General features: G+C 37.6%; 23 protein-coding genes and 1 pseudogene. 18 read left to right on the plus strand and 6 right to left on the minus strand.

Annotated elements, in window-relative coordinates:
- Window positions 1-35: 35 nt before the first annotated feature.
- The 3 genes from DDF69_RS08780 to DDF69_RS08790 are packed head-to-tail and all read left to right on the plus strand — an operon-like array spanning window position 36 to window position 5,505.
- Window positions 36-1,139: an efflux RND transporter periplasmic adaptor subunit gene (locus DDF69_RS08780; protein WP_114820452.1), complete on the plus strand. Its 1,104-nt coding sequence runs from the start codon at window positions 36-38 to the stop codon at window positions 1,137-1,139.
- Window positions 1,140-1,154: 15 nt separating this feature from the next.
- Complete coding sequence (locus DDF69_RS08785; RefSeq protein WP_114820453.1) at window positions 1,155-4,250, plus strand: efflux RND transporter permease subunit; 3,096 nt, start codon at window positions 1,155-1,157, stop codon at window positions 4,248-4,250.
- A complete protein-coding gene (locus tag DDF69_RS08790) occupies window positions 4,240-5,505 on the plus strand; it encodes a TolC family protein (protein WP_114820454.1) in 1,266 nt (421 codons plus the stop codon). The genes DDF69_RS08785 and DDF69_RS08790 overlap by 11 nt, the downstream gene beginning before the upstream one ends.
- Window positions 5,506-5,851: 346 nt before the next feature.
- Here the strand turns inward: DDF69_RS08790 and DDF69_RS08795 are convergent, their stop codons facing one another.
- The 3 genes from DDF69_RS08795 to DDF69_RS08805 all read right to left on the minus strand — a co-directional run bounded on the left by DDF69_RS08795 (window position 5,852) and on the right by DDF69_RS08805 (window position 10,172).
- Entirely contained in the window at window positions 5,852-6,307 is a 456-nt protein-coding gene (locus DDF69_RS08795; protein ID WP_114820455.1) for a DUF1801 domain-containing protein, read from the minus strand.
- 100 nt (window positions 6,308-6,407) lie between these two features.
- The gene (locus tag DDF69_RS08800; protein WP_114820456.1) at window positions 6,408-7,373 is read right to left on the minus strand and encodes a T9SS type A sorting domain-containing protein; all 966 of its coding nucleotides are present in this window, start codon (window positions 7,371-7,373) and stop codon (window positions 6,408-6,410) included.
- Window positions 7,374-7,679: 306 nt separating this feature from the next.
- Complete coding sequence (locus DDF69_RS08805; RefSeq protein WP_114820457.1) at window positions 7,680-10,172, minus strand: GEVED domain-containing protein; 2,493 nt, start codon at window positions 10,170-10,172, stop codon at window positions 7,680-7,682.
- 227 nt (window positions 10,173-10,399) lie between these two features.
- On the opposite strand from DDF69_RS08805, the gene DDF69_RS08810 reads away from it, so the two are divergent.
- From DDF69_RS08810 to proC, 4 genes are all read left to right on the plus strand, one after another.
- Entirely contained in the window at window positions 10,400-11,605 is a 1,206-nt protein-coding gene (locus tag DDF69_RS08810; protein WP_110008033.1) for a pyridoxal phosphate-dependent aminotransferase, read from the plus strand.
- Window positions 11,606-11,615: 10 nt separating this feature from the next.
- A complete protein-coding gene (locus tag DDF69_RS08815; protein WP_114820458.1) occupies window positions 11,616-12,101 on the plus strand; it encodes a hypothetical protein in 486 nt (161 codons plus the stop codon).
- Between the two features lie 3 nt (window positions 12,102-12,104).
- A complete protein-coding gene (gene murB / locus DDF69_RS08820) occupies window positions 12,105-13,118 on the plus strand; it encodes a UDP-N-acetylmuramate dehydrogenase (RefSeq protein ID WP_114820459.1) in 1,014 nt (337 codons plus the stop codon).
- A 348-nt stretch (window positions 13,119-13,466) separates the two neighbouring features.
- Window positions 13,467-14,270, plus strand: coding sequence for a pyrroline-5-carboxylate reductase (gene proC, locus DDF69_RS08825; protein WP_114820460.1), 804 nt, complete (start codon window positions 13,467-13,469; stop codon window positions 14,268-14,270).
- Here proC and DDF69_RS08830 read toward each other — a convergent pair.
- Window positions 14,260-14,673 carry a VanZ family protein gene (locus DDF69_RS08830; RefSeq protein WP_114820461.1) on the minus strand — a complete coding sequence of 138 codons (414 nt, stop codon included), beginning with the start codon at window positions 14,671-14,673 and terminating at the stop codon, window positions 14,260-14,262. The genes proC and DDF69_RS08830 overlap by 11 nt on opposite strands.
- A gap of 56 nt (window positions 14,674-14,729) precedes the next feature.
- Here DDF69_RS08830 and lnt point away from each other — a divergent pair, with 56 nt between their 5' ends.
- A complete protein-coding gene (gene lnt / locus DDF69_RS08835) occupies window positions 14,730-16,364 on the plus strand; it encodes an apolipoprotein N-acyltransferase (RefSeq protein ID WP_114820462.1) in 1,635 nt (544 codons plus the stop codon).
- 223 nt (window positions 16,365-16,587) lie between these two features.
- Here the strand turns inward: lnt and DDF69_RS08840 are convergent, their stop codons facing one another.
- Window positions 16,588-18,297 carry a T9SS type A sorting domain-containing protein gene (locus tag DDF69_RS08840; protein WP_228411951.1) on the minus strand — a complete coding sequence of 570 codons (1,710 nt, stop codon included), beginning with the start codon at window positions 18,295-18,297 and terminating at the stop codon, window positions 16,588-16,590.
- 243 nt (window positions 18,298-18,540) lie between these two features.
- On the opposite strand from DDF69_RS08840, the gene rpmB reads away from it, so the two are divergent.
- The 7 genes from rpmB to DDF69_RS08875 all read left to right on the plus strand — a co-directional run bounded on the left by rpmB (window position 18,541) and on the right by DDF69_RS08875 (window position 22,113).
- A complete protein-coding gene (gene rpmB / locus DDF69_RS08845) occupies window positions 18,541-18,783 on the plus strand; it encodes a 50S ribosomal protein L28 (RefSeq protein ID WP_002976757.1) in 243 nt (80 codons plus the stop codon).
- A gap of 6 nt (window positions 18,784-18,789) precedes the next feature.
- Complete coding sequence (rpmG, locus tag DDF69_RS08850; protein ID WP_027373683.1) at window positions 18,790-18,972, plus strand: 50S ribosomal protein L33; 183 nt, start codon at window positions 18,790-18,792, stop codon at window positions 18,970-18,972.
- A gap of 20 nt (window positions 18,973-18,992) precedes the next feature.
- Entirely contained in the window at window positions 18,993-19,145 is a 153-nt protein-coding gene (locus DDF69_RS08855; protein WP_002976755.1) for a DUF4295 domain-containing protein, read from the plus strand.
- An 84-nt stretch (window positions 19,146-19,229) separates the two neighbouring features.
- On the plus strand, window positions 19,230-20,186 hold the full coding sequence (locus tag DDF69_RS08860; RefSeq protein WP_114820463.1) for an MBL fold metallo-hydrolase: 957 nt from the start codon (window positions 19,230-19,232) through the stop codon (window positions 20,184-20,186).
- A gap of 157 nt (window positions 20,187-20,343) precedes the next feature.
- Window positions 20,344-20,811, plus strand: coding sequence for a RidA family protein (locus DDF69_RS08865; RefSeq protein ID WP_114820464.1), 468 nt, complete (start codon window positions 20,344-20,346; stop codon window positions 20,809-20,811).
- A 15-nt stretch (window positions 20,812-20,826) separates the two neighbouring features.
- Entirely contained in the window at window positions 20,827-21,780 is a 954-nt protein-coding gene (gene ftsY, locus DDF69_RS08870) for a signal recognition particle-docking protein FtsY (protein ID WP_076595870.1), read from the plus strand.
- Between the two features lie 72 nt (window positions 21,781-21,852).
- Window positions 21,853-22,113 (plus strand): GlsB/YeaQ/YmgE family stress response membrane protein, encoded by a 261-nt coding sequence (locus tag DDF69_RS08875; RefSeq protein WP_034694983.1) that lies wholly within the window; start codon window positions 21,853-21,855, stop codon window positions 22,111-22,113.
- 78 nt (window positions 22,114-22,191) lie between these two features.
- Here DDF69_RS08875 and sppA read toward each other — a convergent pair whose 3' ends face one another.
- Window positions 22,192-23,949, minus strand: a complete 1,758-nt coding sequence (gene sppA / locus DDF69_RS08880; RefSeq protein WP_114820465.1) for a signal peptide peptidase SppA — start codon at window positions 23,947-23,949, stop codon at window positions 22,192-22,194.
- 20 nt (window positions 23,950-23,969) lie between these two features.
- Here sppA and folK point away from each other — a divergent pair, with 20 nt between their 5' ends.
- The 3 genes and pseudogenes from folK to DDF69_RS08895 form a co-directional block, all read left to right on the plus strand.
- Window positions 23,970-24,386 carry a 2-amino-4-hydroxy-6-hydroxymethyldihydropteridine diphosphokinase gene (gene folK, locus DDF69_RS08885; RefSeq protein ID WP_047434928.1) on the plus strand — a complete coding sequence of 139 codons (417 nt, stop codon included), beginning with the start codon at window positions 23,970-23,972 and terminating at the stop codon, window positions 24,384-24,386.
- A gap of 17 nt (window positions 24,387-24,403) precedes the next feature.
- Entirely contained in the window at window positions 24,404-25,519 is a 1,116-nt protein-coding gene (locus DDF69_RS08890) for an OmpA family protein (protein ID WP_114820466.1), read from the plus strand.
- A gap of 52 nt (window positions 25,520-25,571) precedes the next feature.
- Window positions 25,572-26,548 (plus strand): annotated as a pseudogene (locus DDF69_RS08895) (OmpA family protein); the annotation flags it as partial.

The raw sequence follows: 26,548 nt of genomic DNA on the forward strand, positions 1-26,548 counted from the left end.
CTAATAGATATAAATAATGGTTATAAATAACTTATATGAAAAAAACAGTCTTAACAATGGTACTTTTGACAATTGTTACCTCTTGTAAAAATTCCAAAAATGAAACTCCGCAGGATCAGGATCTTCTCTTAAAAAATGATCAGGTTACCGTTCCGGAAACCCATCCTGTTTTCAAAAAAATTAAAACACAGGTCGTTACTGAACAGGAGCACAGTGATGGTGTCGTTTCAGCAGGAACAATCCAGGCCATTCCCAATCATTATGCAGAAATTGCCAGTCCTTTTTCCGGAAGAATTACAAAATCTTTTATTCAGCTTGGACAAAATGTTTCTGCCGGAAGTCCCCTTTTTGAAATCCTTTCCTCAGATTATTTTTCGGTTCAAAAGGATTATACCGATGCACTGAACGATGTACGGCTTGCCGAAAAAAATTACAGACGCCAGAAGGATCTCGTAAAACACGGAGTGGGTATTCAGAAAGAACTGGACGAAGCAGAGACTGATTTTAAAAATAAAAAAACATCCCTCTCCAATGCTTCTTCTGCCTTGAAGGTTTATAACAGTAAGGGAGGAGGAATAGGAAGTCCTCTTGTGGTAAGAGCACCCATTAACGGAGAAATTATTTCCAACAAAATTGTCAACGGCCAGTATCTGAAAGGAGATGCAGATCCGGTAATGATCATCGCAGAATTATCCAAAGTCTGGATTTCCGGTGATGTAAAAGAAAAAGACATCCGTTTTGTCAAAAAAGGAGATCAGGTTTCTGTAAAAGTAAGTGCCTATCCCGACAGGAATATTACCGGGAAAGTATACCACATCAATGAAATTGTAGACGAAGATACCCGAAGTATCAAAGTTCTTATTGAATGTGACAACCCGGACAGAAAGCTAAAGCCGGGCATGTACGCTACAGTCAACTTTTCAACAACTCCGGAAAAGACAGTGATGATTCCTGTAACCGCTTTGATGCAGCAGGATGATTCCCAGTATGTATGGTTAAAAACAGGTAAGAATCAATATGCAAAACGTCCCGTGACAACAGGAGAAACTGATCAGAAAACAGTAAGGATTATATCAGGATTAAAAACCGGAGAAACCATCATGACTGAAGGAGGAATTTATATGTTGGATGCGAAATAATGTAAATGAAAAACTATGAAGAAATTACTAACAATCTCTATACAGAAGAGATGGCTGATGCTTGCTCTCTTCCTTTTGCTGGGGTTCTTCGGATATTATTCCTGGACCAGACTATCCATTGAAGCCTATCCCGATATTGCCGATGTTACTTCTCAGGTGGTAACACAAGTTCCGGGTTTGGCTGCCGAAGAAGTAGAACAGCAAATTACCATTCCGTTGGAAAGATCTCTGAACGGACTTCCGGGAATGCATGTGATGCGAAGCAAAAGTACTTTCGGCCTTTCCATTATTACCATTGTTTTTGATGATGGCATAGACGATTACTGGGCACGACAGCGTATTCAGGAAAGGCTGACAGATGTGGAGCTTCCTTATGGTGCACAACCCGGATTAGATCCTCTCACCTCTCCTATCGGCGAAGTGTACCGTTATATTATCGAAAGTAATAACCATAGTCTGCGGGAACTTACGGATTTACAAAAATTTGTGATTATTCCCCGTATCAAACAGGTTTCAGGAATTGCTGATGTCACCAATTTCGGAGGAATTACCACTCAGTTTCAGATTGAGCTTGATCCGCATAAGCTTGAACAATACGGACTGTCTTTGTCAGAAGTTACAGAAACAATCTCCAAAAATAATGTGAGTGCCGGAGGAAGTATGCTTCCCCGTGGAAATCTTGCGTATGTAATCCGCGGAATAGGTTTGGTAAAAGACCTGGATGATCTTGGAAAAATTGTAGTCAAAACCCAGAATGGAGTTCCTGTTTTCCTGAATGATGTAGGAATATTGAAATACGGAAATCTGGAAAGGAAAGGAATTCTTGGCTATACCGACAGAAACCGCAATTATTCTGAAAGTGTAGAAGGAATCGTACTTTTATTAAGAGGCCAAAATCCTTCACAAGTATTAGAAGGGGTTCATGAAGCTATTGAAGAACTGAATAATGAAACACTTCCTCCCGGAGTAAAGATCCATCCTTTTCTGGACAGAACAGACCTTGTCAAAACAACGCTTACTACCGTTTCCCATACGCTTACCGAAGGAATTGTATTGGTTATTATTGTACTGATTGTATTTCTTGGAAGCTGGCGCGGAGCATTACTGGTGGCTATTACCATTCCGCTTTCTTTATTAATTGCTTTTATATTAATGCAGTTCACAGATATTCCCGCCAATCTGCTTTCATTGGGAGCTATTGATTTTGGAATCATTGTAGACGGAGCCATCGTCATGCTGGAAACCATTCTGAAGAAACGAGAAGAAAATTCTGAAGAGACATTGGAAGAAAAAACCATTACCCAAAGAGTGATTGAAGTGGCCAAGCCTATTTTCTTTTCCACTATTATTATCATTACGGCTTATCTGCCTCTGTTCGCATTTGAAAGAGTAGAGAAAAAATTATTCACTCCCATGGCTTTTACTGTAGGATATGCATTATTAGGAGCACTTGCCGTAGCATTGCTTCTGATCCCCGGGTTGGCTTATGTGATCTATCGTAAACCACAGAAAATCTATCATAATAAATGGCTGGAAAAGCTAAGCACAGCCTATGGAAAAAGTATTGAAAAAATAATGCAGACTCCTAAAAAGGTAATCATTCCTATTATGATTGTCTTAGTATCTGCCGGAATTCTCTCCTGGCATGTTGGAAAAGATTTTCTTCCCGAGCTGGATGAAGGTTCTATATGGCTTCAGGTACAGCTGCCTCCCGGAATTTCTTTAGCCAAATCAAAAGAAATGAGTGATACTTTACGTGCCCGTACCTTAAAACATCCTGAAATTACTTATATGATGGTTCAGGCAGGACGTAACGATGACGGTACCGATCCTTGGACGGCTTCCCATTTTGAAGTTTCTGTCGGAATAAAACCTTATAGCGAATGGCCTGCAGGAAAAACAAAAGCAGACCTCATCAAAGAACTCGCCGCTGATTATAAAGATATGCCGGGATTCACTGTAGGTTTTTCACAGCCTATGATTGATGGAGTGATGGACAAAATCTCCGGAGCCCACAGTGAACTGGTGGTAAAGGTGTATGGGGAAGATTTCAAAGAAACCAGACGAATTGCAGATAATGTATTGTCTACTTTAAATAAAATTCCGGGTTCGGCAGACCTTGCCATTGATCAGGAACCGCCATTGCCTCAATTACAGATTATTGCCAACAGAGATAAAATCGCTCAGTATGGTTTGAATGTAGCTGATGTAGCCGACCTTATTGAAGTCGCATTAGGCGGAAAAGCCATTTCCCAGATCTTTATCGGCAATAAGGTCTATGATATTTCATGCCGTTATACAGAAGACAGCCGCGACACACCTGACAAAATCGGAAACCTGATGCTGACCTCAGCTTCAGGAGCAAAAATCCCTTTATCACAGGTCGCAGAAGTGAAATTAAGTACCGGAGAAAGCACCATTACCCGAGAAATGAATAAACGACATCTTACGGTAAAGCTGAATCTTAGAGGTACTGATCTTTCTTCCTTCCTGAAAAATGCACAGGATAAAATTGAAAAAGAGATCCAATACGATCACGAGAAATACCAGATCAAATGGGGTGGACAGTTTGAAAATCAAAACAGAGCCTATTCCAGACTGGCATTTATTGTTCCATTGGCATTAGCTATTATGTTCCTGTTATTATATGGTGCTTTTGGAGATTTCAGACAGGCTTTGGTTCTGATGTCTATTGTTCCACTGGCTTTATTTGGCGGAATGCTGGCACTCAATATAAGGGGTATGTCTCTGAATGTTTCTTCTGCAGTAGGATTCATCGCACTCTTCGGAGTTGCCATCCAGAACGGAGTCATTATGATTTCTCACATCAACGACCTGCGTAAAAAAGGATATGAACTGAAAAACGCTGCCATTAAAGGGGCAAAAGACCGTTTCAGACCTGTTCTGATGACCGCAACGGTTGCTGTAATCGGGCTTTTCCCGGCATCATTGGCCACAGGAATCGGTTCTGATGTACAACGTCCACTGGCAACTGTAATCGTCTATGGATTGATGTTCTCTACTATTTTAACCCTATTCGTGCTGCCAGCTATTTATTTTATGGCTGAACGCCGAAGCGAAAAACAAAATTTGGAATCAGATGAAAATTAAAGTTCAAATCATCATATTATCTGTAGTATTGTTTAGTATTACAAGCATGAAGGCACAGGAAAAAGAGGTCTTACCATTTGAAGAATACCTGAGTCTTGTGGGAAATAAGAATCTTGGTTACGCTTCGCAGAAATATAACGTAAGTATGGCCGAAGCGGCTATCCAAACTGCTAATATGTTTCCTGACCCTCAACTGGAAATGGAAACCAACAATAACGGAGTGAATCAGAATATGGGGTATGTCTATGGAGCCTCCATCGGCTGGACACTTGAACTGGGTGGAAAAAGAAAAGCTCGTGTTAATCTGGCCAAAAACCAATCTGAACTAAGCAAAATACAGTTGCAGGATTTTTTCAGGAATCTCCGTGCAGATGCCAGTTTAGGATATATTGATGCTTTAAAATCCAAAGCTTTGCTTGAAGTACAGCAGGATTCTTATCAAAATATGCAGCAACTCGCAAAATCTGACAGTATCCGTTACAAATTAGGAACGATAACGTTAGTCACTTCCAAACAGAGTAAACTGGAAGCCGCTTCTTTGCTTAATGAGGTATATCAGGCAGAAAGTGCAGCACAACAGGCGATCACCGGTTTGTCAATATTCCTGGGAGACGGCAAAATAACGGGAAGAGCTGTTGCCGGAGATTTTAATACCTTCAACAGAGATTTCAGCATTGATGATCTGATTCTTCAGGCATTGAATGAAAGAGCAGATCTATTGGCAGCCAAACAAAATACGGAAGTTGCCAAAAGCCAGATCAATCTTGAAAAAGCCAACCGGGTCATAGATCTTGGCATCAGCGCCGGAGCAGAACGTCATACCGAGGCTACTAACGAAATTGCTCCTTCCCCCACTGTAAATGCTGTAAAAATGGGTATTAGTATTCCTTTAAAATTTTCTAACAGGAGAAATGCCGGGTTGAAAATAGCAGAAATGGCTCATTCGCAGGCTGAAGTTGAATACAAACAAATTGAGCAAGGTATAAAAGCTGAAGTAATGCAGGCCTATCAACAATATACAGCCACTCAGAAACAGCTCAAACAATTCCATAACGGCATGCTTTCAGAAGCACAAAGTATTCTGGAAGGGATTACCTACAGCTACAAAAGAGGAGAAAGCTCTATCCTTGAAGTTCTGAATGCCCAGAGAACCTATAATAATGTTCGAAAAGATTACTATCAGGCTCTTGCAGACAATGCAGCTGCTTTGATTGAGCTTGAACGGAAAGCCGGGATCTGGGATATTCGTTTTTAACTGGAAGATGAAAAGCTGGAGGACGGAGGTTTCTGGAGATCGATGGATAGATGAAAATCATTTTATTAGTCTGGTGACTATATACAATTTTACACCATTGTCATTCTGACGAAGGATAAATCCCATGTAAATCTTAGATTCTTCATTTCACTACGTTACATTCAGAATGACAGAGGGTAGCAGTATTAATGTAAAATTGTATATAAATATCAATAATTTTTAAAAACTCAAAAAATTATCAAATGGCAATCAGTAATTCTAAAAACACAAATATTACTTCCAGCTTCATTCTTCAAGCCTCCAGCATAAAAAAAGCCCTGAAATCAAATAGATTTCAGGACTTTTTTTATCTCTTATACTGTGATTCATAAATTTTAATCCAATCGTCTGCAGTCATTTTTTTGCTGAGTTCTGCGATCAGCTCAAAAGGAATATCTTCTGCTTTTTTGAAGCGTACACAGGATTTTCCCATATCCAGTTTCTTTTTAGAGTGTTTAGGATATTCTGCCACAAACCAGTCGAGAAGTTCCGGTGTTGAATACAGCCCCATATGGTACAATGCTATAAAATTCTTCTGGGAAGCGAGATTGATGAATGGCAGCGGTGTCCCGGGCGCGCAGTGGTATCCTGCAGGAAATGTTGCCAAAGGAACTACCCAACCAATCATCCCGTAATTGGTGGCTTCTTCAAAACCTTTCGGGAGATTATTGTTCACGGTATCAAAAAGCTTTTTAAAAGCTTCCTGTCTTTCTTCAGGAATTTTTGAGATATAATCTTCTATAGAAACTGACTGAATCTGCATTTTTTTATTTTTTTCTAAAATACAATTATTTTAGAAAATTATCACAAAAAAGCAGCCACACGAATGCGACTGCCTACAGAAATTATTAACTCAAAAAATATTATTTCTTAATGGCTTTTACTGTTGATTTTGAACCATCTTTAAAGTTCATCGTTACTAAGTATAAACCGTTATTTAATTCACCTAACTGAAGTTCATTAGTTGGATTGTCAATAGTTTTTACTACTCTTCCTGCCACATCTGTAACCGTTATAGTTTTAACACCTTTTATATCACTAATATGAAAAACATCTTTAAAAGGATTCGGGTAAATATCTCTTGTTTTAAGACCATTTGCTTCAGCGGTACTAAGCTGCGTATTTTCGTTTACTGAAAAAGCAAAAATATTAGGATAGCCCGAGCCACTTGCTTTGGTTATCATCACACTTTGTATTGGTTTCGCCTGGTTGGCTGCATCTATTGCCAATGCATTTTGATACAATCTTGGATCCGAAGTACTGGATTCTAAACCATCTGAAGTTCTTTTAATCCTTCCAATTCCCTTGATGGCAAAATTGGATCCTCCATACCAGTCAGAAAGACTTATATTGGAAAATACCTGGCTACTTCCATCCGTAAAATTAACTGTTACATTCACTTTAGATGTTCCACTACCGCTGGTTGAAAGCATATACAATGTAAAAGCAGCTTTAGGAGTTGTAAACGTAAGAGTTCCGCTATCATTGGCAGCAGCCAGTCTTAATGAATTATTCGCATTTAAGTTTCCTAAAACATAACTAAGTCCCGGAGTTGTTGTAACTACAGAGTTGATAATGCCATCAACAGGAATACCGTACGTAATAGCTGGGCTTGTGGGTGTCAACTGAAAATCTTTAGCTACAAAAGCGTAAGAAACTCCATCTACATCACTGCTTGTACTCATCATGGAAGAACCCATCCCGTTAGCGATGACATCGGTTGTAAAGCCTGAAGAAACCGGCATGGTTTGATAATTCTGAGCCTGCATTACAGCGGTAGAGAATACAGCAAGACATGAAAGCTTTTCTAAAAATAGTTTTTTTTTCATAGTGAGAGGTTTTTGTGTTTATATAGTCCAAAAGTAAAAAACCACTAATAAAAAAGCTATTTCACAAAACAATAAATTACATATCGACTTAAATTGTAAAAAATAGCTGAAAAAAAACTAAAATTATTAACATTTAAAAAACATGTAATGAATATTATTTACTTATTCTCAATAATAAATCTCTAAAGAAAGAAATAATTTACCTCTTAAAAACCGGAATATTAAAAAAAAAGCAAGTTAAACTAATCACAAAAAAGGCAGCTACACGAATGCAACTGCCTACAGAAATTATTAACTCAAAAAATTTTATTTTTTAATGGCTTTTACTGTTGATTTTGAACCATCTTTAAAGTTCATCGTTACTAAGTATAAACCGGTATTTAATTCACCTAACTGAAGTTCATTAGTTGGATTGTCAATAGTTTTCACTACTCTTCCTGCTACATCCGTAACTGTTACAGATTTAACATCTTTGATGTCTGCAATATGAAGCACATCTTTGAAAGGATTAGGATATACACTCACTTCTTTTTTCTTCAAATTCGTTTCAGAAGTTGATAAAGAAGTAGCTACTTCAAATGTAAAATCAATAAATTCTCCTCTTGAAATAGCAGTACAAGGGTTTGAAGGTGCTGTACTGTTATAATCAGTCACCACTCTCATTCTATAAGTTCCCAGAGGTGTTCCTGCAGGTACAGTGATAGATCCCGAAGTACTTGTAATATAAGTGTTGGTAACAAACATTCTCTCTGAAGCTTCAAAAGTCAAATTATTATTCCAGTCTACCCAAACCCCGATTCCGCATGTAGGACCGCCGGCAGTAAAAGATACTGAAGTACTGGATCCCGGAGCATTGATTATTTTGTTATTGCTTGTAGTTAAGTTTTGATACCCGCCTGCAACACTTGAACCTGACGAATAAGCCATGTCGACAAGTCCTCCTGTAGAACTGAAATCAGAAAGCCATGAATTCTGAGAAGTGGATGAAGGCAGACAATACCCTGTTCTGAATGCAATAACTTCACTCCAGATACTTTTGTCGCTGGCACTGCATACAGATCTTACCCATGCATAATAGTTCGTATCAGCAGATAATGAACTCAATGGCGCAGAAATAGTAGTAGAAGTTACAGAATTGGTAGCATTCAATACCGTTGTAGCATCAGGAGCTGTATTGGTTGTGCTGTAATATACTTCGTATCCGTTTGCAGGAACTGAAGCTGGTGCTGTCCAACCGATTGTTGCTGAGTTCATTGTTACGTTTGATGACGTAAGTGCCGTTGGTTCAAGGCAGGAAGGAATTTCCTGAACGGTAATATTATCAATATAAATAGAACGTGAAGAACCTCCTAAACCATGTTTAAATGCTAACTGCAAATCGGTGCCTGCAGGAATATTAACCGTATATTGGCTGTGGGTGGTTGTTAAAGCAATAGGAGCTCCAATTTGTGTAAAAGAATTGGGATCAGCAGGATTTGATAGTGTTCCCACTAACAATGTATAATTGCTTCCCCCCGCTTTTGCATAAAATCTCACACGCTTCGTACCATCTGAAAGGTTGATCGTAGGAGGTGCAACCAACATTTGGCTACCTGTAGTTCCACTTGAGTTATTCATATAGTAAGAATTAGGTGCTGAATAACTATTGGAGGCTGCTACATAGCCGTAACCTGCAAATGATGCACTTTCCAGATATGCCCAGCAGCTTGGAGCATTGGTATTGGATGAGGAACCTGTACTTGTTGTATCAAAATTCTCTGTATATGGAACCGTGAAAGTAGAACAAGCCGTTTTAAATGTTCCTGCAAAAGACCATACACTTTGGCTCGTTGCAGTATTACAGTTGGATTTTACCCAATAATAATAGGTAGTATTTGAATTAAGACCGCCTATCGTTGTGCTTGTTCCTGCTACTCCGGGATAAGTAGGAGTTACGGAATTTGATGGTGTTGTATTTGAGGTACTGTGGTATACATCATAACTGGCAGCACTACCTGTCCATGAAACTAAAGCAGAATTAGCTGTGATTCCTGAAACTGCCTGCAATACCGGCGGAGCACAGTCTGAATATACATCTGCTGAAAAAGCAAAAATATTAGGTAAACCTGAACCACTAGCTTTGGTAACAGTTACACTTTGTATTGGTTTTACCTGATTGGCAGCATCTATTGCCAGCTCAATCTGATATAACCTTGGGTTCGTTCCCCCCTCAGGAGAAGGAACATCATCACCAGCACCTGGAGTAGCCCCGGGTTTTTTAATTCTTCCTATTCCCTGAATAGCAAAGTTAGATCCTCCATACCAATCCGCTAGACTGATACTTGAAAACGTCTGCGAACTCCCATCTGTAAAATTTACCACTGCACTTACCGTAGAAGTACCACTTCCACTCACAGCAAGCATATACAGTTTAGTTACAGGTTTGGGTGTTGTAAATGCCAGAGTCCCGACATCATTTATAGCAGCTAATCGTAAAGAATTATTTGCATTTAAACTTGCCAGCTGAAAGCTTAATCCCGGAGTGGCTCCCACTACAGAATTGATAACCCCGTCAACAGGAATACCATACGTAATGGCTGCACTTGTGGAAGTTAGCTGGAAATCTTTAGCTACAAAAGCGTAAGAAACACCATCTACATCATTGTTTGTTGAAACTGTTGAGGAACCTATTCCATTAGCAATTACGTCTGCCGTATACCCTGAAGAAACCGGCATTGTCTGAAAATTTTGAGCCATCATTACACTGGCCGAGAATAGAGCAGCGGCAGGCACCACTCTAGAAAATAAATTTATTACCATTTTAATCACATTTGTGGCGAAATTTAGGAAAAATAACAATACAAAATTATTATTTTTAATAAAAAATCAACATTTATTTAAAATAGATAGAATATCAACATCAAAAACCATTAAAATAAGCAGATTCTAAAGAGAATATAAAAAAGGAGTGAACTTCTTCTTAATTGGCTCTTAATTTTATTATTGAGAAATTAAATCCTATTTTTGTCATACAAATTTTTTGAACAATGCCGAATATTTCAAACAGAGCACTGCATATGCCGCCATCGCCGGTAAGAAAACTGGTTCCCTTTGCGTTACAAGCAAAACAAAAAGGAATAAAAGTATATCACCTTAATATCGGACAGCCTGATATTGAAACTCCGGAAACAGCTTTAAATGCTTTAAAAAACATCGATTTAAAAGTATTGGAATATGCGCTTTCTGAAGGGAATATTGAATACAGAAAAGCCCTTACAGAGTACTACCATTCTTTAGGCTTCTCCGATCTTACTCCTGATAACTTTATTGTTACCAACGGAGGTTCTGAAGCCCTGAACTTTGCCATTTCTACTTTATGCGACGAAGGGGATGAAGTGATTATTCCTGAGCCTTACTATGCCAATTACAACGGGTTCACCAGCACATTTGATGTGAATGTAGTAGCGGTTCCTTCTACAATTGATACAGGTTTTGCTTTGCCACCTGTTGAAGAATTCGAGAAAAAAATTACAGAAAAAACAAGAGCAATCATTATCTGTAACCCTGGAAACCCTACCGGATATCTTTATACCCGTGAGGAACTTCAGAAACTGGCAGAAATTGCGTTGAAATATGATATCGTAATCATTTCTGATGAAGTATACAGAGAGTACGTTTATGATGGAAAACAACAGATCTCAATGCTTGATTTCCCTGAATTAGCAGAAAACTGTATCATCATTGACTCAGAATCCAAGCGTTACTCTATGTGTGGCGTAAGAATCGGATGTATGGTGACACGTTCCAACAAGATCCGTAATGCGGCGATGCTTTTTGCACAGGCAAGATTAAGCCCGGTTCTTTTAGGACAGATTGCAGCAACAGCAGCACACCAGAATGACGGTCCTTATATCAGAGCCGTAAGAGAAGAATATACCCACAGAAGAAATGTATTGGTAGATCTTTTAAACGCTATTCCTGGAGTAATCTGCCCTAAGCCGAGAGGAGCTTTCTACTGTGTTGCAGAACTTCCGGTAGACGATACTGAAAAATTTGCTCAGTGGCTGCTTGAGAAATATTCTCTGAATAACGAAACCATCATGGTGGCGCCTGCAGGAGGATTCTACAGCGATCCTGAATTAGGTAAAAAGCAGGTAAGAATTGCTTACGTTCTGAAAGAAGAAGATTTAAAAAGAAGTGCTGAAATTCTTAAAGAAGCTTTAAAGAAGTACAGAGAAGAATTCAGTCTGTAAAATACATCTTATGCCGACAACAAAAAAACTCCATCTGAAAATCCTGTTTTCGATTCTTTTGCTGTCGGCATTTTTTTCCTGTGACTCCAAAAAGACAGAACAGCCGGTTTCCCCTAAAAATCCACACGAAATAACCTTCATCAGTGTATCTGATGTTGAAGGAAATCTCGGAAACTACAGGATTATTAAAGCTACAAAAGATTCTGTTTTTGCAGAAAAAGGAATGACAGCCAATAAAACCCATAAGGCATGGGCATCTGCCATCAATCCGGAAATATGGAAAAAGCTGGTATCATCCGTCAATATTACAGATCTTGACCATATCAAAAGCTCTCCCAGCCAGCAGTCTGTAGACGGAATAGATGAAACCTTCCAGATCCGGACTCCCAAAAAATCACATATCTATGTGAATGCTTATGCAGATACCATACATTACAAACAGCTCCAACAACTTAAAGAACAACTAGACAAGATTCTTCCCAAAGAATATAAATAAAACATGCAGGAAAATTTTTCATTACAACCCTATAACACATTCGGTGTTGAAGCCAAAGCCAAATATTTTACTGAAGTCAATACCATTGATGAGTTAAAAGAGGCACTTACTTTCGCGGAAAAACAATCTCTTCAGCTTCTTTTTTTAGGAGGCGGAAGTAACATTCTTCTTACCAAAAATTTTGAGGGACTTGCAATTAAACTCAATTTAAAAGGAATTTCTGAAGAGAGCATTAATGATAATGAAGTATGGGTAACTGCAAAAGCTGGGGAAAACTGGCATGAATTTGTGATGTTCTGCCTGCAAAAAAATTATGGCGGCCTTGAAAATCTTTCTTTAATTCCCGGAAATGTAGGAACTTCTCCTATGCAGAATATAGGAGCTTATGGAACAGAGATCAAAGATATTTTTGTAAGCTGTAAGGTTTTGGATTTAGAAAATCTTGAACTGAAAACTTTCAATCTTGAACAATGCAGATTCGGATACAGGGATTCTATTTTCAAACAGGAAGGAAAAGGCAGATATGTTATTCTGGAAGTTACTTTTAAGCTTACTCAAAAAAATCACCATATCAAGACAGAATATGGAGCTATCAAATCTGAACTGGAAAATCTTGGCATTAAAAATCCTACCATTCAGGATGTATCCAAAGCTGTAATCAATATAAGACAAAGCAAATTACCAAACCCTAAAGAAATTGGAAATGCCGGAAGTTTTTTCAAGAACCCTACTATTCCTTTGGTTCAGTTTGAAGCATTAAAACAGCAATTTGAAAACATTCAGGGTTACCCGAATGGAGATAGGGTAAAAGTTCCCGCCGGATGGCTGATTGAGCAATGTGGCTGGAAAGGAAAGCAGATCGGGAATGTAGCTTCACACAAACTGCAGTCTCTGGTAATTATCAATGCTACAGGAAACGCTACAGGGAAAGAAATTTTTGATTTTTCTACAGAGATCATCAATTCCGTGAAAGAAAAGTTCGGAATAGAACTTGAACGGGAAGTGAATATTATTTAATTTTAAAATATAGAAAGGCTGATTCATATGAATTCAGTCTTTTTTAGTTCTTATTATTTGTAAGTGTTAGATAAACGCAAAGTCGCAAGGATTTCATGTGTGATAAAATTAAGTAATGTATATTTTTTAATAATGTAATTTCTCACAGATTTCGCAGATAACGCAGATCTCCAAGAAAAAAATCTGCATAATCTCCTAAATCGGCGAGAATATTATACTTTACAGAACCTTATAAGTAGCATAGTCAGCAATTTTACACGTCATTACATTTTCTAACAGCATTCAACTTATTCAATTACAATACATCACCAAAAAATCATTATTTTAGCTTAAAAATTACAATTTGCGATGAAAATAGCTATTCTTGGAGCCGGAAATATGGGGCTTTCTTTTTCAAAATCATTTTTGAAGTACGAACTGATCAAACCTGAACATCTTCACCTGATTATCAGAAGTCAGGAAAAAATCACCAAAATAGCTGAAGAATTTCCCAAATCTAAAATTTCCACTTTTGAAGAAGTAAAAGATATCGATGCTGATCTGATTATTATCGCTGTAAAACCTCAGGATTTTCAAACCGTTGCCCAAAACATTCAATTTACTTTCAAAGAAAACCAGATGATTTTATCCATCATGGCGGGAATCAATATTGAAAAAATCCAGAAATTACTGAATCATCCGCTTGTTGTAAGAGCAATGCCTAACTCTCCTACCCTTCTGGGAATGGGAATCACAGGATATACCGCAGCCAATGGAATTTCTTTCAGCCAGTTAATCAATATTGAAAGATTATTAAACAGCACAGGAAGATCGGTTTATCTGGAGAATGAAGAACTTCTCGATGGTGTAACCGCCCTTTCAGGAAGTGGGCCAGCTTATTTCTATTATATCATCGATGCTATGATTAAAGCAGGTATTGAAATGGGAATTGAAGAAAATCTTTCCAAACTTTTTGTAAAACAAACCATGCTGGGCGCTTATCATCTCATCAATAATTCAGAAAAGAATCTTGAAGAACTGATTAAAGACGTTGCATCCAAAGGCGGAACTACTGAAGCTGCTTTAAAAACATTTGAAGAAAACAGTTTTAAAGAAATTCTGAAACAGGGAATTCTGAACGCCGAAAAGCGTGCAAAGGAACTTAATCGTTAAATCTTTTTTCAATCAATCCGCAAATCTTCCATCCCAGATACACCCCAAAAGTATTCAGGATGATATCGTCTACCTCAAATATTCCCATTCTGGTAAAATATTGAAGTGCTTCTACAATAACGATACATGAGATAAAACCAAATAATAACGGTTTCAGTTTTCTCAGTTCGGGAATGACCCAACCCAAAAATCCAAAAGGAATAAACATCATGATATTCCCCAAAACAATCCTCACAATATCTATCGTCTTATTAGGCCCCTGAATAAATTTTATGGTAGAAAAGACAGGTTCTACCGTGATGAGATTTTCCTCATATTGAAATCTGCCCATTCCTAAGAACATCAGATAGAGCAAAAACAGAGTATACGGAACAATAATGATTTTATAAATTTTCTTTAACATCGAACTGCTAATATATTCATTTCAAAAACATTAAATTTGTGTATTAAAATAATTTAATGAAATACGTTCTACTTACACTTATTTCAGCAATGCTGCTGTCGGTTTCATGGCCAACTTATGGAGTTCCGTTTTTTATATTTTTCGCTCTTGTTCCTCTTTTGATGATGGAGCATGGAATTTCAAAATTTTCAGATTATAAAAGGAAAAGCTGGGTGGTCTTCGGATTATCCTACTTATGTTTTGTGATCTGGAACGTAGTCACTACAGGATGGCTGTATGGTTCCAAAAACCCTGACGGAAGCCACTCTCTGATGGCTGTTTTATTTCCGGTACTGGTTAATTCTTTTTTATATTCTCTGGTATTCCAATGTTATCACTGGTACAAAAATGCTCAGGGAACGTATTGGGGATTAGGATTTTTGATTGCCATCTGGATGAGTTTTGAAAAATTTCATTTAGGATGGGAACTTACCTGGCCTTGGCTGAACCTTGGGAATGTATTTTCAGACTACCCAAAACTGATCCAATGGTATGACACTTTAGGAGCAACCGGAGGAAGCTTTTGGATTCTGCTGATTAACGTACTTATTTTTTACACAGTAAGAACATGGGAAGCCGGAAGAAAGAGAAAAGATTTGATCAAAAATTCGGCTATTATTGGAGTTTTAATTGCTCTACCAATGATTATTTCTGTGATCAAATACAATAATTTTGATGAAAAACCAATCGGACAGGTTAATGTTCTGATGCTGCAACCGGATCTTGATCCTTATGCTGAAAAGTATTCAAAAGACAGTCTGACCATACAACAGGATTTACTAGCTCTTGCTGAAAAAAATTCAACAGGTAAAATTGATTACTATATTGCCCCGGAAACTGCTTTACCCGGAAGAGGATCTATTTCTGAGACAGCTTTTGAAAAGAGTTTACTTCTCAATAATATCAAAGGATTTTTGTCCAGTCACCCAGGATCTGTTTTTGCAACAGGAATTTCTTCACACCGATTCTTTTATAATCCTTCCGACTTACCTAAAGAAGCGTATCAGATTAATAACGGTGTTTGGGTGAGCAGCTACAACACCGCCATTCAATTGGTACCTCATCAGAAAGTACAGGCTTACCACAAAGGAAAATTGGTGCCAGGTGTTGAAATATTCCCTTATATGAATGTTTTAAAACCATTGCTTGGAGATGCTATGCTGAATCTGGGAGGAACAGTAGCTTCTTTGGGAACGGATAAAGAAAGAGTTGCCTTTTCAAATCCTTACAATAAAGGAAAACTGGCCCCTATCATTTGCTATGAAAGTATCTATGGTGAATTTGTAACAGACTATGTAAAAAAAGGAGCTAACTTCTTAGGTATTATGACCAATGACTCCTGGTGGGGCGTTACAGAAGGGCACAAACAACTTTTATCTTATGCTAAACTGAGAGCTATTGAAACCAGAAGAGAAATTGCACGTGCTGCCAACAGCGGAATTTCTGCACACATCAATGCTAAAGGTGAGATAACGGCCGACACTTTCTATGGTGACCAGACGGCTTTATTTGCAAAGGTAAACCTCTATGACACAATGACATTTTATACCAGAGCAGGTGACCTTCTTTCAAGGTTTTCCATATTTGCGTTAGGGTTTTTATTATTTTATTATCTGATTGAATGGTTTAAAAAGAAAACAAAGAAAGCTTAGTTTTTAAACACTAATTGCACAAATTTACGCACGAATTACACAAGATCTGCGTAATCTGCAAGATTTGCGAGCCTTATATTTTCTCGCAGATTTACAGATTACGCATATTTTTATTTTATGAAGTTTTACTTTGCTTTAAATACGTAAAATATTCAGACTAAAAAAGAGAAAAGCCAGCTGGACGCCTGGCTTTTCTCATTAATAGAAGATAGAATTGATTCAATTACTTAATCGTAAGTTTTCTGGTGGTTATTTCGTTTTTTATCTTCAGTTTTAATAAATAGACTCCTTTAGGCAAATGAGAAACATCAATAGACTGATCCCCATTCACACTGATATTCAGTTTTCTCCCCTCCATCGAATACATTTCAGCTTCCGAAATTTTTTCTCCTTTGATATATACTTTATCTGATGTTGGATTTGGATAGATAACAAGCTGCTTTTCAGATTTGATCTCAGCCGTTCCCAACGCACCCTGTGTGGAAGCATCAGAATATACTTTTGAAGCATCAATAGATTTCACACTCCAGTATACATTTTGAATGGAAGGATCAAGTTCAAGAAACCATGATGGTGTTGTTACTACATATTTTGCAATATCATGGGCTCCCTGTGTAGATCCTACGGTAATTTCATAACGCAAAGCATTCACCGGAGTTTTATCATCCGATGCCCCACTCCAGGTAAAATTAAAACGGTTTCCATTTTTAGTCAGATTCAATTGAGTGGGTGCTGTAGGTTTTGCATTCGCTGCTGTAGAATTATTCTTAAATACTTTAGTCAGGGAAGGAAGATCAGAAGCAGCCCAATCAAATCCACCCAATAAAATATCCGGATGATGATCATTATTAAAATCAAAAAGCTGTACCAGCCCCGGACCTCCAAGGGCAGTAACCCCCGTTACCGTTCCTTCATTGAATGTATGATTGGAAACATTATAGATATAGGTTTTCACAACAGCGTTGTAATTTTCATTCCCTGAAATAATAAAATCGTAATAGCCGTCATTATTCAAATCTCCAACACTCAGTGCCACATCTGAAATATCGTTTACTGCAATTGTCTGAGGAGTTAATGTCCCGGTACCATCGTTCATTAAAACAGCAAAATAAGGTTCATCATTTGGATCGCTTCCAATCACTACAATATCCTGAAAACCATCTGCATTAAAGTCTGCAAAATCTATTTTTCCCACCGCGACAGATGCAAGATCCTGTGTAGGAGTCAAAACCCCGGCCTGGTTCATGTACACTTTGGATACTGCATCTCCATTGATGTCTGATCCGATAATCACAAGATCCAGCAGGTTGTCATTATTAAGGTCTACTACTTTAAAACTTCCGCTCTGAGTTCCATCTACCCAATTTTCTGTAAGGTCAAAACCGGCACCCGTATTTTTGTAATAATCCAGACTATTTCCAAAACCTCCTCCGTGAGCGTATTGAGTTCCATTAATGGCATAATCCGGTTTCCCGTCATGGTTAAAATCAAAAACTTCCAGAGATCCGTAAATTTTACCCGGCAATTCTGCTTCTTTTACAAATCCGGAACCTGTATTTTTGAATCGGTATTGTTTATAATTAACAACATCCATATAGCTGAGTCCTGTAGAAATAATATCCATCAGACCGTCGTTATTATAATCTATGAACTTAATATCTCCAAGATGGGTCACATCTGCTCCCAACCCTGCAAACGGCAATAAGGTTGTACCATTGTTCTGATACACTTCATTATAGGTACTGTCTACATTTCCGTCCCCGTCAGAGTCTATCGCTCCGTTGAACACAATATCCAGTGTACCATTGTTGTCTATATCTGTGATATCAGCTGCAGAATAATAAAAATTATTCATACTGGTCTGCACCTCAGTAAAGTTCTGAGCCATTAGACTAACTGGTACCATAGATAATAAAATATAGATCCTCTTCATAGTTGTTTTTATTTAGATTAATTAAAAACAAAGATAAGTTATTAAATTCTCCGGGTAAAAAAAAGGCTGTATGAAATATATCAGCACCGATTATCTGCTGTATCCCAAGGGTTCTGCTATTTTAAAAATTCAATATTATTAATCAGCCACTTATTTACAAATATTTTCCAAAAGATTTGTCTATCTAAAAAATTCTTCGTTATTTTGCACTCTCAAATATTATACAAATAAGAACATCGAGATATGTCAAGAATTTGCCAAATAACAGGAAAGCGTGCAATGGTTGGTAACAACGTTTCTCACGCTAATAACAAAACGAAGCGTCGTTTTGAAATTAACTTATTAGAGAAGAAGTTTTACCTTCCGGAGCAAGATAAGCACGTTACACTGAAAGTATCAGCTCATGGATTGAGAGTGATTAACAAGATTGGAATCGAGGAAGCTATTGAAAGAGCTACTAGAAACGGATTGATTAAAAAGAATTAATAAATCATGGCAAAAAAAGGAAATAGAGTTCAAGTAATCCTTGAATGTACAGAGCACAAAGAAAGTGGTATGCCAGGAATGTCTAGATACATTTCTACAAAAAATAAAAAGAACACTACAGAAAGATTGGAATTGAAAAAATACAATCCTGTTCTTAAGAGATCTACCCTTCACAAAGAAATTAAGTAATTTATAAATAATAACTTACCATGGCAAAGAAAGTAGTAGCAACCCTACAAAGCGGTCAGTCTAAGAAGATGACTAAAGTGGTGAAAATGGTTAAGTCTTCTAAATCAGGAGCTTACGTTTTCGAAGAAAAAGTAATGAATGCTGACGAAGTAGACGGTTATTTAAAAAAATAATCAGTACTTTGTTTACAATATAAAAAAACTACTCATTTTTTTGAGTAGTTTTTTTGTTATATTCGTTTCATAAAAAAACACATTATGAAGCAATTCTTTATTTTATTTTCCGCGATATTATTTATCGGATCTCCCTGCCATTCCCAAACAATTCACGGGAAAAGCAGTTCTCAGGCGAATGTAAAAATTATTATTCTGGGAAATGTACAGGATGCCGGCTCCCCTCAGATCGGATGCCGTAAAGAATGCTGTATGGATCTCTGGAAACATCCCCGGCAGGACAGGAAAGTATCTTCCTTGGGAGTCATCGACAACGAACTGCAGAAAAATTATATCTTCGATGCCACCCCGGATTTCACTCAGCAACTGCAATTATTGATGGAGCATTCAGCAGATCCAAAGAAAGCCGTACCTGATGGTATCTTTATCACGCATGCACATATCGGACATTATACAGGTCTTATGTTCTTGGGAAAAGAAGGTATGAATTCCAAAGCTGTTCCTGTATATACTATGCCACGGCTTAAGAAGTTCTTTGAAACCAGTGGACCATGGTCTCAGCTGGTCCGTTTGCAGAATATTATTCCCTATGAGATACAGAATGAAACACCAATAGGGGTGAACTCTCATTTAGAAGTTACTCCTATACAGGTTCCCCACCGTGATGAATATTCTGAAACAGTGGGTTTCATTATTAAAGGGCCTCATAAAAAAGCGTTATTCATTCCGGATATAGATAAATGGAATAAGTGGAAATACAGTATTACAGATCTGATAAAAACAGTAGATTATGCATTTCTGGATGGTACATTCTATGACTCGGAAGAAATAGGATACAGAAATATTGACGATATTCCACACCCGTTTGTAGTGGAGAGTATGGAATTGTTTAAAAACCTGTCACCTGAATATAAAAAAAGAATTTTCTTTATCCATTTTAATCATACCAATAAAATTTTAAATCCGGATAGCAGACAGAGTAAACAGGTTATTGAAAAAGGATTTAATATCGCACGTCTGGGAGACGAATTTGAATTATAATGGTAATCAGTTTATCTATCAGGCCGTAATAAAAACTCCTGATGCTGAATATCAGTGAATAAAAATAATAAGACTTTGTTTACATATAAAAAAACAACTCCTGTTTTTGGGTAGTTTTTTTGCTATCTTTGCTCACCAGATTATTAATCAGTAAAGTATGAAAAAGATACTTGTTCTGGCCTGCACAGCAACTTTTCTATTTTCATTCAGTCAAAAAACAATGAATACTGTAGAATATAAAAGTTCGCCAAAAGTTTTCAACATTAAAGGATTATCGCAATCAGTAAGTATTGACTGTGGAAATTCTAAAATGATTTTATTATCCGGACAGGTTCCTCTGGACTCTGAGGGTCATCTTGTAGGAAATACAATTGAAGAGCAAACGCAGCAGGTTTTCAAGAATATTGATAATATCCTGAAGGAATATGGAGGCACAGGAAAAGACATTATCAAGCTGGTAATTTATACCACAGACATCAAAAAAACACCTGATTTCAGAAAAGTAAGGGATTTGCATGTCAACCTTCAAAATTCTCCCGTAAGCAGCCTTGTAGAAGTGAGCAGGCTTTTCAGAGATGATGTGCTTATAGAAGTAGAAGCCACAGCAGTGATTAAAAATAAATAAGAATAAACTAAAACTATGAGTTGGTTTAAAAATATTTTCAAAAAGGAAGAAAAAGAAACCTTAGATAAAGGATTGGAAAAATCCAGCCAGGGATTCTTTGAAAAAATGACAAAAGCCGTAGTCGGCAAAAGCAAAGTAGATGATGAAGTTCTGGATGATCTGGAAGAAGTACTGATTGCTTCCGATGTAGGAGCCTCTACCACCATCAAAATTATTGAAAGAATTGAAGAACGTGTTGCCAGAGATAAATATGTAGGCGTTAACGAACTTGACAAAATTCTTCGTGAGGAAATTTCGGGATTATTGCTTGAAAATCCACATGCCGGTACGGGAAATATAGATACTTCCAAAAAACCATATGTCATCATGGTAGTAGGAGTAAATGGAGTGGGAAAAACAACCACCATCGGAAAACTGGCTCATCAGTTCAAATCGGAAGGTAAAAAAGTAGTTCTTGGAGCAGCTGATACCTTTAGAGCGGCTGCGGTTGACCAGCTTGTTATCTGGAGCGAAAGAGTGGGTGTTCCTATTATAAAACAGGAAATGGGATCAGACCCCGCTTCAGTAGCCTTTGATACTGTACAGAGTGCCGTTGCACAAAATGCTGATGTTGTCATCATTGATACCGCAGGAAGACTTCACAACAAGATCAACCTGATGAATGAGCTTTCGAAAATCAAAAGAGTAATGCAGAAAGTGATTCCTGATGCGCCTCATGAAATTCTGCTGGTACTTGACGGTTCTACAGGACAGAATGCTTTCGAACAGGCAAAACAGTTTACAGCGGCAACAGAAGTAAATGCTTTAGCAGTAACTAAATTGGATGGAACAGCCAAAGGAGGTGTTGTTATCGGGATCTCCGATCAATTCCAAATTCCGGTGAAGTACATTGGTGTAGGCGAAAAAATGCAGGATTTACAACTTTTTAATGGTACGGAATTTGTAGACTCATTCTTCAAGAAAAGATGATTTATATCATGTTTTCCCTTATATTAGCAACAAATCATTTTTTAAATATTAACAATAAAAAAATTTGCAACTATGGGAATTATAACATGGATCCTATTTGGTCTTATCGCAGGTGCTATCGCTAAAATGATCATGCCGGGAACTCAGGGAGGAGGATGGCTTATCACTATTATCCTGGGAATTCTGGGAGCATTTGTAGGAGGAGCTATAGGAGTTTACGTTTTACACTGGGGAGATGTCACTTCATTCTGGAATCCCAGAAGCTGGATTCTCTCCATCGGAGGTGCTTTAATCATTCTCTGGATTTACGGAATGGCAACAAAGAAAAGCTGATTTTAGGGCTTATAAAAAAATAAAATCCCGGATCTGAAATTTCAGGTCCGGGATTTTTGTGTACAATATAAAATTTAGTTAGTCGTTGATTCTGATCTGATAAGGCATTTCCATTTTCACCTCAGACTGTAGTTTTTTATCTGTAATCTGCTGTAAAATCTCATAGTTGGACTTCCCTATCTTATTCTTGATAATTCTGGCAGAAACATCCTCTTCATTCAGGTCTTTGAAAATTTGTTCAAACGGAGTCATTCTCTTAGGGAAAGCTTCTACGTGGTATGATTTTAATCCTGCTTTCTGTGCTGCAAACTTCACAGCATCTGTTAACGTACCCAATTCATCTACCAATCCAATTTGCTTGGCACGAACACCACTCCATACTCTACCGCCTCCTACATTATCAATCTGTTCAAAAGTTTTCTTTCTGTTCTGAGTCACAAAATGTACAAATCTCTTATAAGTACCTTCTACACTTCTTGTCATCATATTGACTCCGTAAGGGGTCACTCCGTTTAATCCGGAATAATACATAGAGTTGGCATTGGTAGAAACAATATCTGCGCGAATCCCGTTTTTAGCAGCAATATCTTTATAGTAAGGCATTACCCCGAACACTCCGATAGAACCAGTGAGTGTATTCGGCTCTGAATAAATTTTATCTGCAGCCATTGCTACATAATATCCGCCTGATGCCGCATAGTCCCCAAAAGAAACAATCAGTGGTTTTTTCTTTTTCAGCTGCTGCAATTCAAATAAGATCTCATCTGAAGCATTGGCACTTCCTCCCGGAGAGTTGATTCTGAACACAACCGCTTTCACTTTATCATCCTCCTGAAGTTTTTTAATGTATTTTACATATTTCTCAGAATGGATATCATTGTAGTCATCTCCATTATTAATAGATCCCGAAGCATAAAGTACTGCAATCTTTTCACCCGATCTATCTTCATCCGCATAAGAATTGATATAACTTGTTAAAGAAATCTTGTTCAGTTTTTCTTTATCCTTCACACTTAACTTCGCCTTAAGAAGATCTTCGTATTCTGATTTCTGGATCAGCTTATCTGCCAGTTTATATTTTAAGCTTTGTTCAGGAATCATTCCATATAAGCTATCTGTAATCATTCTGAACTGAGCAGTATCAATTTTTCTTGAAGCCGCCATTTTATTGGAAGTATTTTTCCAAAGGTCATTCAGAAGAGTACTTAACTGTTCTTTATTTTCAGGAGAAATATCATTTCTTAAAAAAGGTTCTACCGCAGACTTGAATTTACCGTGACGGATTACTTCAATTCCAATCCCGTATTTATCTGCAAAATCCTTGAAGAAAGTAACTTCTGTAGAAAGACCTTTTAATTCTACCATTCCTGCAGGATGCAGATAATATTGATCAGCAACAGATCCTAAATAATAAGCAGACTGTGATACTCCATTTCCATAGGCATACACAAACTTTCCACTTTTCTTGAAATCTTCAATGGCATTTCTAAGATCATCAATCTGAGTAAGTCCTGCAGATAAATAATCAGTTTCTATACTGATTCCTTTAATATTATCATCAGTTTTTGCTTTATTGATAGCTTCCAATGCATCATATATAAGGATACTTTTATTTTGGGCACCTAAACCGAATAATCCCATCTCTTCTTCAGTAGGGCTATCGATGATATTGGTCTTTAAATTAATCGTAAGAACGGAGTTCTTTTTTACCGCCACCGACTTATCATTCCCCATCGCACTGAACACAAGCATCATAATGAAAAAGATGAAAAACAGAGCGCAAAGTATGATAATTGCTACTATATTTGCCAAAACATTTTTAAAGAAACTTCTCATAAATCAATCAATTTTCTAATATGTCGCAGCATAAGGTCGTTTTGTTACTGGGAAGTAACTTAGGAGAGCAAAAAAAAAATGTAGAGCTTGCATTAAAGAAGATCAATGAAGCCGGAAATCACATTTCACAAACCAGCGAATTTTTAATGTCTGACCCTGTAGAGTTTGCCAGTTCCAATATTTTTTGTAATATTGCAGCAATAATATTCACACATCTTTCACCAATTCAACTGCTTGATTGTATTAAGAATATAGAAGTTGAGATGGGAAGAATTAATGATTCAAAAGTATCCGGAGGTTATACGGACAGGATAATAGATATTGATATCATTAAGTATAATGAGTTAAATTTTAAATCAGAAAGGTTAGAAATCCCTCATAAAAAACATCTTTTTGAAAGGGATTTTTCCAGAATATTATTAAAAGATTTTATTTAAAACATAAAACATATTGTATGAAATTAGGTTTATTATTATTGGCTACGTCATTGCCAATTGCTGCATTTGCACAGAACAGCGGCACTACAGTAAACTCTTCCACAGAGTATCCTAATACATTCTCTTCAGGTTCCGCTAATGTACAACCCTTTGACAATAAAGCCAGACGCTTCAGAGACTGGTCTATTTCTGTTGGAGGTGGTCCTGCATTTATGGTACACTCCGATTTAAAATCTATCCGCAAGGATAAGACCAATTGGGGCTACAATGCTTACATCAGCGTAGACAAACAAATCACACATACATTCGCACTAAGCGTTATGTATATGAGAGGAGAAACGAAACAGACAGCCCAGCTTCCCGGTGCTGCAGGTGTGAAATCAGGAATAGCTACTGCTACAACACAATTTGACAACATCTCTTTATTAGGGGATATCAACTTCTCGAACTTATTCAGAAGAGTAGACAACCACTCTCCATACAGATGGGCTTTCCATGGGTATATGGGTATTGGGGTTCAGGGATTCAGAACATCACTCCATGATAACGACGAATTCAGATGGAGCACTACTCCAAGAAGAACACCTTTGTTTATTAAGCAAGACATTGATATCAACTCTATCTTCTATCAGGGAGGTTTGGGAATAAAATACAATGTTTCAAAACTTATTGACGTTGAGGCAAGAACCATGTACATCATCAGTGGTGATGATGAATTCGATGGTGGCGGATGGGCAGATCCTAATGATTATGATCCTTCCACTCCAGGTTCAAAATATAATATGCTGAATTCAAGAAGATCAGATAATGCATGGACAGTAAGTTTAGGTGTATCCTTCAAATTAGGTAAACACGAATCTCACCTTGCATGGCATGACCCGCTTCAGGAAGCTTACTACAGAACCAGCGTTCTTGAAAACGCAAGTACTGACCTTGTTGTTTGTGAAAAAGGAGATGCAGACAATGATGGAGTATGTGATGACTGGGACAGACAGCTTGATACTCCTGCAGGAGCAAGAGTAGATGGTGCCGGAGTTGCTTTGGATATGGATCTGGATGGCGTTATTGACCTTTACGACAAGTGTGTAACTGTACCAGGACCTGTTGAAAACAACGGATGTCCAGTTAAATAATTAAACAAACTTAAACTTCTTTTTTCAAAAAGAACTCAAATAATAATACACGATGAAATTAAGTTTAGCAATTGTTGCATTAGCTTTGGCAATTCCTTCTGCCACTTATGCACAAGACTCAACGGCAGTTTCAAAAGGAGAGTATCCTAATACATTTTCTTCGGGATCTGCTAATGTTTCCCCATTCACCAATCAATCTAAAAGATTTAACGATTGGTCTATTTCCGTAGGAGCAGGTGTTCCACTTCTTCAGTCAGCAGATTTAACCTCGATCAAAAATGGTAATGGTAAAAACCTTTTTGGATATTCAGCGTATGTAAGTATTGATAAAGCTATTACTCATGCTTTTGGGATCAATTTACAGTATGACAGAGGTGAAACCAGACAAGGATGGTTCAATACTAAAAATGCAGCACCAGATGCATCAGCAGTAGGAGCAAGAACTCAGTATGACGCAATCTCTATCTTAGGAGATATTAACTTCTCAAACCTTTTAAGAAGAGTGGATAACCACTCTCCTTACAGATGGGCACTTCACGGATATGCAGGTATCGGTACCATTGCGTACAGAGCTTATCAAAAAGATGGAAGTAACAAGCAGACATTAATGACTGAAATCAAACCTTTCCAATTAGGTTCTATGTTCTTCCAGGCTGGTACAGGTCTTAAATTCAAAGTGAACAGAAGAATCGATATTGAAGGTAGATTAATGTATGTGGTAACCGGTGATGATGAATTTGACGGTGGAGGAGATAAATACAGCGCTATCAATAAGCGTTCTGAGCAGGTTTCCGACAACTTCTTCAATGCTACTTTAGGTCTTTCTGTTAAACTTGGAAAACATGAATCTCATTTAATGTGGCATGACCCGCTTCAGGAAATCTATTACAAACTGGATGTATTGGCTAATAAAAACCAGGATATCGAAGTATGTAAAAAAGGAGATGCTGATAACGATGGCGTATGTGACGATTGGGACAGACAGCTTGATACTCCTGCAGGTGCAAGAGTGGATGGTGCCGGAGTTGC

Origin of the sequence: Chryseobacterium sp. KLBC 52 (assembly GCF_003347605.1) — a bacterium.
Classification (GTDB): domain Bacteria; phylum Bacteroidota; class Bacteroidia; order Flavobacteriales; family Weeksellaceae; genus Chryseobacterium.

Excerpts from the sequence above, each read along its gene's own strand:
- DDF69_RS08800 (WP_114820456.1), bottom strand. The coding sequence starts at position 7,373 with ATGAAAAAAAAACTATTTTTAGAAAAGCTTTCATGTCTTGCTGTATTC.
- DDF69_RS08875 (WP_034694983.1), top strand. The coding sequence starts at position 21,853 with ATGGGAATTATAACATGGATCCTATTTGGTCTTATCGCAGGTGCTATC.
- DDF69_RS08865 (WP_114820464.1), top strand. The coding sequence starts at position 20,344 with ATGAAAAAGATACTTGTTCTGGCCTGCACAGCAACTTTTCTATTTTCA.
- DDF69_RS08790 (WP_114820454.1), top strand. The coding sequence starts at position 4,240 with ATGAAAATTAAAGTTCAAATCATCATATTATCTGTAGTATTGTTTAGT.
- DDF69_RS08815 (WP_114820458.1), top strand. The coding sequence starts at position 11,616 with ATGCCGACAACAAAAAAACTCCATCTGAAAATCCTGTTTTCGATTCTT.
- DDF69_RS08805 (WP_114820457.1), bottom strand. The coding sequence starts at position 10,172 with ATGGTAATAAATTTATTTTCTAGAGTGGTGCCTGCCGCTGCTCTATTC.
- murB (WP_114820459.1), top strand. The coding sequence starts at position 12,105 with ATGCAGGAAAATTTTTCATTACAACCCTATAACACATTCGGTGTTGAA.
- DDF69_RS08785 (WP_114820453.1), top strand. The coding sequence starts at position 1,155 with ATGAAGAAATTACTAACAATCTCTATACAGAAGAGATGGCTGATGCTT.
- DDF69_RS08860 (WP_114820463.1), top strand. The coding sequence starts at position 19,230 with ATGAAGCAATTCTTTATTTTATTTTCCGCGATATTATTTATCGGATCT.
- DDF69_RS08890 (WP_114820466.1), top strand. The coding sequence starts at position 24,404 with ATGAAATTAGGTTTATTATTATTGGCTACGTCATTGCCAATTGCTGCA.
- rpmB (WP_002976757.1), top strand. The coding sequence starts at position 18,541 with ATGTCAAGAATTTGCCAAATAACAGGAAAGCGTGCAATGGTTGGTAAC.
- DDF69_RS08830 (WP_114820461.1), bottom strand. The coding sequence starts at position 14,673 with ATGTTAAAGAAAATTTATAAAATCATTATTGTTCCGTATACTCTGTTT.
- DDF69_RS08840 (WP_228411951.1), bottom strand. The coding sequence starts at position 18,297 with ATGAAGAGGATCTATATTTTATTATCTATGGTACCAGTTAGTCTAATG.
- DDF69_RS08810 (WP_110008033.1), top strand. The coding sequence starts at position 10,400 with ATGCCGAATATTTCAAACAGAGCACTGCATATGCCGCCATCGCCGGTA.
- proC (WP_114820460.1), top strand. The coding sequence starts at position 13,467 with ATGAAAATAGCTATTCTTGGAGCCGGAAATATGGGGCTTTCTTTTTCA.
- sppA (WP_114820465.1), bottom strand. The coding sequence starts at position 23,949 with ATGAGAAGTTTCTTTAAAAATGTTTTGGCAAATATAGTAGCAATTATC.
- lnt (WP_114820462.1), top strand. The coding sequence starts at position 14,730 with ATGAAATACGTTCTACTTACACTTATTTCAGCAATGCTGCTGTCGGTT.
- folK (WP_047434928.1), top strand. The coding sequence starts at position 23,970 with ATGTCGCAGCATAAGGTCGTTTTGTTACTGGGAAGTAACTTAGGAGAG.
- ftsY (WP_076595870.1), top strand. The coding sequence starts at position 20,827 with ATGAGTTGGTTTAAAAATATTTTCAAAAAGGAAGAAAAAGAAACCTTA.
- DDF69_RS08795 (WP_114820455.1), bottom strand. The coding sequence starts at position 6,307 with ATGCAGATTCAGTCAGTTTCTATAGAAGATTATATCTCAAAAATTCCT.
- DDF69_RS08780 (WP_114820452.1), top strand. The coding sequence starts at position 36 with ATGAAAAAAACAGTCTTAACAATGGTACTTTTGACAATTGTTACCTCT.
- rpmG (WP_027373683.1), top strand. The coding sequence starts at position 18,790 with ATGGCAAAAAAAGGAAATAGAGTTCAAGTAATCCTTGAATGTACAGAG.
- DDF69_RS08855 (WP_002976755.1), top strand. The coding sequence starts at position 18,993 with ATGGCAAAGAAAGTAGTAGCAACCCTACAAAGCGGTCAGTCTAAGAAG.